8 protein-coding genes are annotated in these 12003 nt (G+C 72.5%); 4 read left to right on the top strand and 4 right to left on the bottom strand.

Going from position 1 to position 12003, the window contains the following annotated elements; all coding sequences use genetic code 11:
- A partial coding sequence (locus PV341_RS39060; RefSeq protein WP_500360281.1) for a hypothetical protein occupies positions 1 to 558 on the bottom strand: 558 nt, incomplete at its 3' end.
- A 193-nt stretch (positions 559 to 751) separates the two neighbouring features.
- Between PV341_RS39060 and PV341_RS39055 the strand changes: the two genes are divergently transcribed.
- Together PV341_RS39055 and PV341_RS39050 are read left to right on the top strand one after the other, a co-directional pair.
- Positions 752 to 2554, top strand: a complete 1803-nt coding sequence (locus PV341_RS39055) for an ABC transporter transmembrane domain-containing protein (RefSeq protein WP_500323262.1) — start codon at positions 752 to 754, stop codon at positions 2552 to 2554.
- Positions 2551 to 4353 carry an ABC transporter ATP-binding protein gene (locus PV341_RS39050; RefSeq protein WP_500323260.1) on the top strand — a complete coding sequence of 601 codons (1803 nt, stop codon included), beginning with the start codon at positions 2551 to 2553 and terminating at the stop codon, positions 4351 to 4353. The genes PV341_RS39055 and PV341_RS39050 overlap by 4 nt, the downstream gene beginning before the upstream one ends.
- A 61-nt stretch (positions 4354 to 4414) precedes the next feature.
- On the opposite strand, the gene PV341_RS39045 is transcribed toward PV341_RS39050, so the two are convergent.
- Positions 4415 to 5212: a metal-dependent hydrolase gene (locus tag PV341_RS39045; RefSeq protein ID WP_500323259.1), complete on the bottom strand. Its 798-nt coding sequence runs from the start codon at positions 5210 to 5212 to the stop codon at positions 4415 to 4417.
- A 132-nt stretch (positions 5213 to 5344) separates the two neighbouring features.
- Between PV341_RS39045 and PV341_RS39040 the strand changes: the two genes are divergently transcribed.
- Complete coding sequence (locus PV341_RS39040; protein ID WP_500360280.1) at positions 5345 to 7858, top strand: DEAD/DEAH box helicase; 2514 nt, start codon at positions 5345 to 5347, stop codon at positions 7856 to 7858.
- Between the two features lie 37 nt (positions 7859 to 7895).
- Entirely contained in the window at positions 7896 to 8762 is an 867-nt protein-coding gene (locus PV341_RS39035; protein WP_500360279.1) for an acyl-CoA thioesterase, read from the top strand.
- Positions 8763 to 8843: 81 nt separating this feature from the next.
- Here the strand turns inward: PV341_RS39035 and PV341_RS39030 are convergent, their stop codons facing one another.
- The gene (locus tag PV341_RS39030; RefSeq protein ID WP_500360278.1) at positions 8844 to 10676 is read right to left on the bottom strand and encodes a vWA domain-containing protein; all 1833 of its coding nucleotides are present in this window, start codon (positions 10674 to 10676) and stop codon (positions 8844 to 8846) included.
- The gene (locus PV341_RS39025; RefSeq protein WP_500360277.1) at positions 10673 to 11734 is read right to left on the bottom strand and encodes an ATP-binding protein; all 1062 of its coding nucleotides are present in this window, start codon (positions 11732 to 11734) and stop codon (positions 10673 to 10675) included. Before PV341_RS39025 ends, PV341_RS39030 begins: the two co-directional genes overlap by 4 nt.
- Positions 11735 to 12003 lie beyond the last annotated feature (269 nt).

Here is a 12003-nt window from a genome sequence, read left to right as displayed (position 1 = left end):
AAAAAAAGTGGTCTTACGGGTTGTAGAGAGGTTTGTGGGGCTCGGAAATGGGTAGAAGGGACTGCGGTTGTAGTCGATGGCGATGACGAGGTCGAAGTCGTGCCAGTGCGACCGGGACCACGACCGCGGCGCGGCGAAGGCGGACGAGTGGTGGTACGGGAGCCTGGCCTGCGGCTCGGGCAGGACACCGCCCGCGTCCGAGAGCGTGAAGACACCCACGGGGCTCTTCTTGTCCCCCTCGTGGTGGTCGGTCGTCCAGCCGTCCTTGCCGTTGTGCCCGGACCACGAGCGCTCGCGCTTCCACAGGTCGCCCTGCCGGGTGTACAGCACGATGGTCGAGTCGGCGGATCCCGCGGCCTCCCCGTACACCGCGACGACCTGGCGGGAGTCGGCGGGGACGCGGGAGCGCAGCGCGGGGCCGACGCCCGGTATCCCACGCGTGGCAGCCGCCTGGGTGGCGCGCGGCGGCTGCTTCACGGCGTGCCCCGACGTGTCCCGATGCTCCTCCGCGCCACCGGCACAGCCGACGAGCAGCACAAGCGCCGCCGCGACGGCCACCGTCCCCGCCCCACGCCTCACTCGAACCGCCCCTCTTCCCTGAAGTCGCGTTCCATCTTCGCACCCTTCGGTGAGGACGGATGCGGACCGTGTCCCGTTCCGCCCCGCCCCGGAAAAAACGGGTTGAATTCGTCACCTCGGTGACGCGACGCTGGCACGTCTCCTCCCACCCCAGCATCGATGTCGGGACGTCATGTCGCTACGCGCTCTCCCCCATGCCGACCCGGGTGTCCCCGACACCCGCTCCGGCTTCCGTTTCCTGCTCTGGCTTGAACGGCGCCAGATCGGTGGCCAGATCAAGGCCACGCTGTGGGGCACCCTCCACATGGCGGCCGTGGCCTGCTTCCCGGCCGCCGTCGGCATCGCCGTGCAGGCCGTCGTCGACGGCTCCGGCGGACGGCTCGCGCTCGCGGGCGGCCTGATCCTCGCCCTGGGCGCGGTGACCGCCGTCGGCGACACCATGCTGCACCGCACCGCCGTCACCAACTGGATCTCCGCGGCCGCCCGGGTGCAGCTCCTGCTGTCGCGCAAGACCCTCGAACTGGGCTCTCTGCTCACCCGGCGGGTCGCGGCGGGCGAGGTCGTCGCGGTGAGCACCGGCGACGTCGAGAAGATCGGCTGGTTCGTCGAGGCGCTGGCCCGCTTCGCCTGCTCCCTGCTGGCGACCGTCGGCGTCACCGTCGCCCTGCTGGTGTACCGGCCCGAGCTGGGGCTGATCGTGGCCGCGGGTGTCCCCGTACTGGCCCTGGCCGTGCTGCCGTTGCTGCCGCACGCGACGCGGCGCGCCGACGAGCAGCGGGCCAAGGCGGGCAAGGCCACGGAACTCGCCTCCGACACCGTGGCCGGACTACGGGTGCTGCGCGGCATCGGCGGCGAGGAGCTGTTCCTGTCCCGCTACCGGCGGGCCTCGCAGGAGGTCCGCAGCGCCGCCGTCCGCAACGCCCGGATGTGGGCGCTGATCAGCGCCGTGCAAGTGGCCCTGCCCGGCCTGCTGCTGCTTGCGGTGACCTGGTACGGCGCGCGGCTGGCGCTGGACGGACGGATCACGGTGGGCGAACTGGTCACCGTCTACGGGACGGTGGTCTTCCTGCTGTTCCCGCTGCGGGGCTTCGAGGAGATCGCGATGGCGTACTCCTTCTCCCGGCCGTCCGCCAAGCGCGCCGCCGCCGTGCTGACACTGCGGCGGGACACCGCGGGCGACGACGGCGGAGTCACGGCGGGCACGGGACCGCTGCCGGCGGGCGACCTCCACGACCCGCTGACGGGGCTGCTCGCCCCGGCCGGGGAACTGACCGCCGTGGTGTGCGGGGACCCGGACGCGGCCGGTGCCCTGGCCGACCGGCTGGGCGGGCACAGCCCGGCCGGGACCGGGGACGTCCCCTCGGTGCTGCTCGGCGGAACGGCGCTGGACGACCTGCCGCTCGCGGCGGCCCGCGCGGCCGTGCTGGTCCAGGACAAGGACCCGGTGCTGCTGTCGGGAACGCTGACCCAACTGCTGGACGTGCCCGCCTCCGGCCAGGTCACCGCGGCCGAGGCCCTCGCGGCGGCGCAGTGCGGCGACGTGCTCGACGCACTGGCCCAGGCCTCGGTGGACGACTCGGGGGACCCGATGCGCTCCCGCATCACCGAGCGCGGACGGTCCCTGTCCGGCGGCCAGCGGCAGCGGCTGGCGCTGGCCCGGTCGCTCGTCGCCGATCCGGAGGTCCTGGTGCTGGACGAGCCGACCAGCGCCGTCGACACGCACACCGAGGCCCGGATCGCCCAGGGCATCAGGCTGCTGCGCGCCGACCGGACGACGGTGGTCCTCACCTCCAGTCCGCTGCTGCTGGACCGCGCCGACCGGGTGGTGTTCGTCGAGGACGGCACGGTGCGCGCGTCCGGCACGCACCGCGAACTGCTCCGGTCCGACCTCGGCTACCGCGCGGTGGTCACCCGCGAGACCGAGCAGGCCCCCGAGGAATCCGCACGTCTCGAGAAAGCCGAGGAAACCGCATGATCGGCGTGAAACCGCCGGAATACGACCCGGCCGCGCCACGGCACGTGACGACCCTGCCGGTGGGCTCGCCCGCCACGGTGCGCGGTTACGTCGGCGAGCTGGCCCGGCGGCACCGGGGTGCGTTCGCCGTGCTCGTCTCGGTGAACACCGTCGCCGTCGTCGCCTCGATGGTCGGCCCCTACCTGCTGGGCGGCCTCGTCGAGGACCTGGCGGCGGGCCGCCGCGACCTGCACATCGGACGCACCATGGCACTGTTCGCCGTCGCGCTCGCCGTGCAGACGGTGTTCGTCCGTGAGGTGCGGCTGCGCGGCGCGATCCTGGGCGAGCGGATGCTGGCGGACCTGCGCGAGGACTTCCTCGTACGGTCCGTGGGGCTGCCCCCCGGCGTCCTGGAGCGGGCGGGCACGGGCGACCTGCTGTCCCGCATCACCACCGACATCGACCGGCTGTCCAACGCGATGCGGGAGGCCGTACCGCAGCTGGCGATCGCCGTGGTGTGGAGCGGCCTGCTGCTCGGCGCGCTGACGGTCACCTCGCCGCCGCTGGCACTGGCGGTGCTGGTGGCCGTACCGGTGCTGCTCGCCGGCTGCCGCTGGTACTTCCGGCGCGCACCGCGGGCGTACCGATCGGAGGCCGCCGGCTACGCGGCCGTCTCGGCGGTCCTGGCGGAGTCGGTGGACGCCGGGCGCACCATCGAGGCGCACCGGCTCGGCGACCGCCGCGAGGAGCTGTCGCGCATCCGCATCCGCCAGTGGGTGGCGTGGGAGCGCTACACGATGTGGCTGCGCAGCGTGCTCTTCCCGGTGATCAACGTGACGTACATGCTGATCCTCGCGGCGGTGCTGCTGATCGGCGGGACGCTGGTCCTGCACGGCCGCGTGACGGTGGGCGAGCTGACGACGGGCGCGCTGTACGCGCAGATGCTGGTCGACCCGATCAACCTCATCCTGCGCTGGTACGACGAGCTGCAGGTGGCCCAGGTGTCGCTGGCCCGGCTGGTCGGCGTCCGGGAGGTCGAGCAGGGCGCCGGGGACGAGCGGGTGGCGCCGGACGGCCGCGACGTCCACGCCGACGAGGTGCGCTTCGGCTACCGCGCCGGCAGCGACGTGCTGCACGGGGTGAGCCTGCGGGTCCGCCCCGGCACCCGGCTGGCCCTGGTCGGCCCGTCGGGGGCGGGCAAGTCGACGCTGGGGCGGCTGCTGGCCGGGATCTACAGCCCGCGGGCCGGCGAGATCACCCTGGGCGGCGCCCAGCTGGCCCGGATGCCCGCGGAACGGGTCCGCGAGCACGTGGCCCTGGTCAACCAGGAGCACCACGTCTTCGTCGGCACGCTCCGCGACAACCTGCTGCTGGCCCGCGCGGGAGCGGGTGACGACGAGCTGTGGGCGGCGCTCACCGCGGTCGACGCCGAGGGCTGGGCACGGGCGCTCGACGACGGCCTGGACACCGAGGTCGGCTCGGGCGGCGCCGCGCTGACCCCGGCCCAGGCGCAGCAGGTGGCGCTGGCGCGACTGGTCCTCGCCGACCCGCACACCCTGGTGCTGGACGAGGCCACCTCGCTGCTGGACCCGCGCGCGGCCCGCCATCTGGAACGGTCGCTGGCCCGTGTGCTGGACGGCAGGACCGTGGTGGCCATCGCGCACCGGCTGCACACCGCGCACGACGCGGACCTGATCGCGGTGGTCGAGGACGGCCGGATCAGCGAGCTGGGCAGCCACCACCAGCTGGTGGAGGCCGACGGCGCCTACGCCGCCCTGTGGCGGTCCTGGCACGGTGAGGCCGGAACCCGTCCGTGGTGATGCGCGTGGCCCCGGCCGTCCTGCGACGGCCGGGGCCACGGGGGTGGCGGGGGCGGCGGGCTCAGCCGCCGAAGATGCCGAGTGCCCCCAGCGCGCCCAGTCCGCCGGCGGCGAAGAAGATCGGCGTGAGCACCTTGATCTCGACCCAGCTGCCCGCGCGGAACCGCATGGCCTTCGGCGGGCCCAGCGGGAACCAGCGCTTGCGGCCGATCGGGATGGGCCACAGGATCGGGCAGCCCGAGACGGTCAGGGCGTCGCCGATGCAGTGCACGAGGGCGCCGAGCACGATGGGGATGCCGATCCACAGGTACTGCTGCCCGGGCTCGGTGAACAGCCAGCCCTTGCCGTTCTCGGTGCCGTCCAGCACGTCGGCCAGCACCCAGGCGCTGGTGGCGCCGAGCAGCCACACCAGGATGTCGCTGGAGACCCGGGCCTGCCGCCACAGCAGTCCCTCGACGGCGAGCACGGCGTGCACGAACAGGATCGCCAGGACCCCCCAGCGCCCGCCGTACACGGCGATCAGCGAGGCGCCCCCGCCGATCGCGACGGCCCACACCCAGGTATGGGTCAGTGTGCGGTGACCACCGGAACGGCGCGGGTCACCGGCCTTGCGCGTGGCCTTGTAGGTCGCGTACGAGAGCTTGTCGATGATCTCGCAGAACCACCGGGAGACCGGCCCGAAGGCACGCGATATCGTGGCCGCCTTGTGGTCGAGGTCGGGGGCGAGGGCGGCGCCGGCACAGATCAGTGCGCCGACCACGAGCGTCGGCCAGGGCATCGGGTGGTCGAGCGCGGCGGCGAGTGCTCCCACCCCCAGCCATGCCGCCGCTCCGGAGATAGAGTGCGCCGGTCCCATCATGGTGTGCCCCGCCCCTTTCGACCCGCCTGCAGGCGGAGTTGACGCGTAATCGACGGCACACCATACCGCCGGTCGATCTTCCTCCGTACCGCCGGTTCCTCCCCTGGTCCCGGGGACAGGCAAGATGGGGGTGTGACCCTCATCGATCAGCTGCCTGCAGAGCCCGATCCCGACGCCCTCTTCGAGGCCTTCTCGTCCTGGGCGGAGGGCCGGGGCATCTCCCTCTACCCCGCTCAGGAGGAAGCGCTGATCGAGGTGGTCTCAGGGGCGAACGTCATCCTGTCCACCCCCACCGGCTCGGGGAAGAGCCTGGTCGCGGCCGGTGCGCACTTCGCCGCGCTCGCCCGGGACGAGGTCACCTTCTACACCGCCCCGATCAAGGCGCTGGTGTCGGAGAAGTTCTTCGACCTGTGCAAGCTCTTCGGCACCGAGAACGTCGGCATGCTGACCGGCGACGCCTCCGTCAACCCGGACGCGCCCGTCATCTGCTGCACGGCGGAGGTGCTGGCGTCGATAGCGCTCCGGGACGGCAAGGACGCGGACATCGGCCAGGTCGTCATGGACGAGTTCCACTTCTACGCCGAGCCGGACCGGGGCTGGGCGTGGCAGATCCCCCTGCTGGAGCTGCCGCAGGCGCAGTTCCTGCTGATGTCGGCGACGCTCGGCGACGTCACGCGCTTCGAGAAGGACCTCACCCGCCGTACCGGCCGGCCCACGTCCGTCGTGCGCTCGTCGACGCGGCCGGTCCCGCTGTCGTACGAGTACCGGCTGACCCCGCTCACCGAGACGCTGACCGAGCTGCTGGAGACCCGCCAGGCCCCGGCCTACATCGTGCACTTCACGCAGGCGGCGGCCGTGGAGCGGGCGCAGGCGCTGATGAGCATCAACATGTGCACGCGCGCCGAGAAGGACGCCATCGCGGAACTCATCGGGAACTTCCGCTTCACCACGAAGTTCGGCCGCAACCTGTCGCGTTACGTCCGGCACGGCATCGGGGTGCACCACGCCGGCATGCTGCCCAAGTACCGGCGCCTGGTGGAGAAGCTGGCGCAGGCGGGCCTGTTGAAGGTCATCTGCGGCACGGACACCCTCGGTGTCGGCGTCAACGTGCCCATCCGCACGGTGCTTTTCACCGCCCTCACCAAGTACGACGGCAGCCGCGTCCGTGTGCTGCGCTCCCGTGAGTTCCACCAGATCGCGGGCCGCGCCGGGCGGGCCGGCTTCGACACGTCGGGCTTCGTGGTCGCCCAGGCGCCGGAGCACGTGATCGAGAACGAGAAGGCCCTCGCGAAGGCCGGCGAGGACCCCAAGAAGCGCCGCAAGGTGGTGCGCAAGAAGGCGCCCGAGGGCTTCGTCGGGTGGACGGAGAGCACCTTCGAGAAGCTCATCGCCTCCGATCCCGAGCCGCTGACCTCCCGGTTCCGGGTCACCCACGCGATGCTGCTGTCGGTCATCGCCCGCCCCGGCAACGCCTTCGACGCGATGCGGCGGCTGCTGGAGGACAACCACGAGGACCGCAGGTCCCAGCTGCGGCACATCCGGCGGGCCATCGCGATCTACCGCTCGCTGCTGGCCGGCGGGGTCGTGGAGCGGCTGGACGAGCCCGACGAGGAGGGGCGCATCGTCCGGCTGACGGTGGACCTGCAGCAGGACTTCGCGCTCAACCAGCCGCTGTCCACCTTCGCGCTGGCCGCGTTCGAGCTGCTGGACCCGGACTCGCCCTCCTACGCGCTGGACATGCTGTCGGTGATCGAGTCGACCCTCGACGACCCACGGCAGATCCTCGCCGCCCAGGAGAACAAGGCGCGCGGCGAGGCCGTCGCCGCCATGAAGGCCGACGGGGTGGAGTACGAGGAGCGGATGGAGCGGCTCCAGGACATCTCCTACCCCAAGCCGCTGGAGGAGGTGCTGTCGCACGCCTACGGCGTCTACCGCAAGAGCCACCCGTGGGTCGGCGACCACCCGCTGTCGCCCAAGTCGGTCGTACGCGACATGTACGAACGGGCGATGACCTTCACCGAGTTCGTCTCCCACTACGAGCTCGCCCGGACCGAGGGCATCGTGCTGCGCTACCTGGCCAGCGCGTACAAGGCGCTGGAGCACACCGTCCCGGACGACCTGAAGTCCGAGGACCTGCAGGACCTGATCGCCTGGCTCGGCGAGCTGGTCCGTCAGGTCGACTCCAGCCTGCTGGACGAGTGGGAGCAGCTCACCAACCCCGGGGAGATGACGGCCGAGGAGGCCCAGGAGCGGGCCGACCAGGTCAAGCCCGTCACGGCCAACGCCCGGGCCTTCCGGGTCCTGGTGCGCAACGCCCTGTTCCGCCGGGTGGAGCTGGCCGCGCTGGAGCGGTTCGGCGAACTCGGCGAGATGGACGCCGGGTCCGGCTGGGACGCCGACGCCTGGGCCGAGGCCATGGACGCCTACTGGGACGAGTACGAGGACCTGGGCACCGGGCCCGACGCGCGCGGCCCGAAGCTGCTGCAGATCGAGGAGCGTCCCGACGAGGGGCTGTGGAAGGTCCGCCAGACCTTCGCGGACCCCGACGGCGACCACGACTGGGGCATCTCCGCCGAGATCGACCTCACCGCCTCCGACGAGGAGGGCCGCGCGGTGGTCAAGGTGACGGCCGTGGGCGCGCTGTGACCGCGAGGACGAGCACCCGCACGAAGGAGCACGCCCGATGACCAACCCCGCCGAGCGGCTGGTGGACCTCCTCGACCTGGAGAGGATCGAGGAGGACATCTTCCGCGGGCAGAGCCCCCAGGAACGCCTCCAGCGGGTGTTCGGCGGACAGGTGGCGGGCCAGGCGCTGGTCGCGGCCGGGCGCACCACGGACGGCAGCCGTCCGGTGCACTCCCTGCACGCGTACTTCCTGCGCCCGGGGCGCCCCGGGATGCCGATCGTGTACCAGGTGGAGCGGATCCGCGACGGCCGCTCCTTCACGACGCGGCGCGTGGTCGCGGTGCAGCAGGGCCGGACGATCTTCAACCTGACCGCCTCCTTCCACGTGCCGGAGCCCGGGTTCGAGCACCAGCTGCCGATGCGCGAGGTCCCGGACCCGGAGAGCCTGCCGAAGCTGAGCGACGAACTGCGCGAACACCTTGGCGAACTGCCCGAGCAGTTGGAGCGGATGGCGCGACGGCAGCCGTTCGACATCCGCTACGTGGACCGCCTGCGCTGGACCGCCGAGGAGATCGAGGGCGCCGAGCCGCGCAGCGCGGTCTGGATGCGCGCGGTGGGCCCGCTCGGCGACGACCCGCTGGTGCACACCTGCGCCCTCACCTACGCCAGCGACATGATGCTGCTGGACGCCGTGCGCGTACCGGTCGAGCCGCTGTGGGGGCCGCGCGGCTTCGACATGGCCTCCTTGGACCACGCGATGTGGTTCCACCGGCCGTTCCGTGCCGACGAGTGGTTCCTGTACGACCAGGAGTCCCCCGTCGCGACCGGCGCGCGCGGCCTGGCCCGCGGCCGCATCTACGACCGCGAGGGCCGCCTTCTGGTCTCCGTGGTCCAGGAGGGGCTGTTCCGGAAGCACGGCGGCTGAGGGTCCCGGGAGCCGGTGCCCGTCGGGTACCGGTTCCGGTTCCGGCTCCGGCGCCTGGGGCCTCCTTGCGCCGACCGGGCCTCAGCGCATGCGGAAGACCGGTCCCTTGGGCGTGAACGGAAGGCGGGCGTCCCGGGGGATCAGGAAGGCGTGTTCGCGGCGTATCCGCAGGACGTCGCAATCGCCGTCCGTGATCAGCAGGACCGGGGCCGCCGGCGGGAAGTCCGGGGCGCGCTGGAGGAGGTCGACACCGGGCTGCAGCACGGTTCCGCCACGGCCCCTGACGCGTACCCGGTGGGCGATCTCGGTCACCGCCAGGTAGCCCGCGTCGAAGGGGGCGGCGTCGCAGAACACCACGCGGGCGGCGGTCACGTCACGGGCGGTGGCGTAGGACGCGATGGCGCCGAGCGCCTTGCCGAGCAGCGCCCGGCTCATGGACCCGGACGTGTCCAGCACCACGCCGAAGGTGCAGCGGGCCACTTCCTGCGGCGGGTGGCTGCGGCCGGCCCGGGGGATGTCCGGTGTGGACGCCTGCCGGCGGGCCGGACGGGCGAAACTGCGCACCGCCTCGGGACGGGGCACGTACTCGTCGAACCAGCGGGCGAGCCTGGCGTCCCACGGCAGCGGTGGGTGGGACAGCGCGCGGATCTCCTCGACGAGTCCGGCGGGCAGGAGTCCGCGCTCGCGGTGGTGCAGTTCGAAACCCTGGAGCAGCCCGCGCCGGTAGAACTCGTCCAGGTCGACCCACGTGGGGGCGGTCTCCCCGGGTCGCGGCAGCGGCTCCCCGAGCACGTCCCCGAGGCCCTTGCCGCGCAGCGTGGCGAGACGGCGCAACCGCCGCTCGTCCCGCGCGATGCGGTCGTAGACCTCTTCGCTGGACAGTCCGGCCAGGGCGGGGTCGTGCAACAGCCCCTCGGGCATCTGCCCGACGCCCATCTCCAGCAGCCAGCCGTTGATCACATAGTCGGCGGCGACGTTGAACAGGTACGGGTCCCGGCCGCCCCGGCGGTCGCCGTGGCGCAGCGCGGCGTGCAGCATCTCGTGGGCGAGGATGAACCGCCATTCCTCGTCGGTGAACCGGCACAGAGGGTTGAGGTAGATCTCCCCCGCCTCTGCGTTGACCGCCGCCACCGAGATCCGCTGGGCGCGGGCGAGTTCGGCGTCGGCGACCAGAGTCATCCCGGCGGCGATGCCGCCGAGCAGCGGGTAGGAGGAGACGAACCAGCTCAGGGCGCGCTCCCAGGGACGCAGCGGGCGCCGCGCACCGGTGAGCTCCTCGCGGCGGCCTCCGGCGACGTCCATGGCCGCCGACATCGTCCGGGTCAGGGCGCTCGCGAAGGCGACGGTCCAGTCCTCCGGCGCGCTCCAGGACGGTTGCCAGGGGTGGAGCACCTGGTCCGGCTGCGGGCCTGCGGTGCCGCACGCCGCGAACCCGGCGGGGATGCCGTCGCGGCGCCAGCGTGCGGCCAGTTGTTCCTCGTCGCCGTCCGGGAACACCGGGGGCAGCGCGACGGGCGCCCGGCCCACGGGGAAGGTGTCCAGGAAGCGGTTGACCACCGCGCAGCGGGCGGCGACGTCGAACCGGTCGGGCTGCTCTCGCGGGCCCCTGGCGGCCGGTACGTGCCCGAAGCCCAGGTGCAGGAGGCAGTGCGCCAGCACCCATGCCCACTCCTGCGGGTCCGCGCGGCGCAGGGGGTCGGCGTGCACGATGCCGTTGGAGGTGACGGAGGCCCAGCCGTCGCGAGGGTGCTCCTCGCACTCCTCGCTGCGGCACAGACGGCCGTTGACGGCGGAGAGCGCGGCGAGGGCGGTGTTGCGGCGCAGCAGGTCGACGCCGGCGGCGAACGCCTCGGCCGCGGGGTCCTTGCGGGGTGCCGACCGCGCCCGGGACCTGTCGCCGCGCGCGCCGCTCACCGGCGCGCCTCGACCAGGCGCGGCATGTCGCGGGCGGCCTCCAGCAGGAACCAGGAGGGCAGCACCGGGTTGTCGTCGTCACCGTCGGCGATCACGGTCTGGGCGACCTCGACCGAGATCTCCGCCAACTGCACCAGCAGCGACTTGGCCCGGTAGGCCATCTGCCGCACGGCCGGGGAAGCGTGCTCCCGCTGCGCCGGCAACTCCTTGATCAGACGCCCACGGAAGGAGTCGGCGAGGTAGTAGAGCAGGTCGCGGTCCTCGATGCGGCGCGGCCAGGAAGCGTCCCCCTTGAGGATGGCGTCCAGCCCGTACGAGTGCCGCACGATCTTGACGTAACCGCAGAAGGCCGTGGCGTGCGCCGGGGTGAGCGTCCCGTAGGCCAGCACCTTCAACGTCTCCTCGTCCAGGGCTGGTCCGAAGGAGTGCAGCGCGTCGGAGAGCATGTGCCAGGCGCGCGGGGTGGAGAACGGCTCCTCGGTCTTGGGCGGCGCGGACCACAGCTGGTCCGGCCGGTCGGTGAGGTGGTCGGTGATCCACGGATGGATACCCGCGCCCGCCGCCCAGACCAGCCAGTCCGCCGCGGAGGCCCGCAGATGGACGTGCGCAAGCCGGTTGACCAGGGCGGATGCCATCGGCCGTGCCAGCGCGTTGTCGGTGGCACGGTTGCCCGCACCGATCACGATGCTGCCGGGCGGCAGCTCGTACGAGCCGATGCGGCGGTCGAGGATCAGCGAGTAGAAGGCCTTCTGGACATCGGGGGTGGCCGCGTTCAGCTCGTCGAGGAAGAGGCAGTACGGCTCGTCGCGGGCGATCGTCTCCGGGGGGCAGAAACGCGAGCGGCCGTCGACGATCTGCGGTACGCCGATGAGGTCCTCCGGAGCCAGCTGCGTCCCGATGAGACTCACGCAATCCAGTCCCAGAGAGTCAGCGAACTCCCTGACCAGGGAGGACTTCCCGATGCCCGGGGCGCCCCACAGGAAGACCGGGCGGACGGTGGCCAGGTTGAGCAGCAGCTCGGGCACCTGGGAAGGCGAGACGGTGACAACACCCTGCAAGCGCGGGCTCCTCGGAGATGAAGGGGATGGCGGGCACACGACGGCGCCGGCCGGCCCGAGCAGTCTCACCCCTGTCGCCGCCCCGTCGCACCTGCTTTTCGGTGCATCGTCGGCCTCGCACTCCACCGCGCCCGCCCTCGACGAGTCGATCGGTCACGACGTCGTCATCACCGCCTGGTGGCACGCGGTGTGAGGGGCTTGTCCCGTCACCCCAGTCCGAGGAGGCGTCGCCAGCGGCTGCGCGGCGCCGTGGGCGGAGGGGGAGGCGG

Source organism: Streptomyces sp. PA03-1a (assembly GCF_033792805.1).
In the GTDB taxonomy this organism is placed as follows: Bacteria; Actinomycetota; Actinomycetes; order Streptomycetales; family Streptomycetaceae; genus Actinacidiphila.
This window is presented reverse-complemented; position numbering and strand designations above follow the sequence as displayed.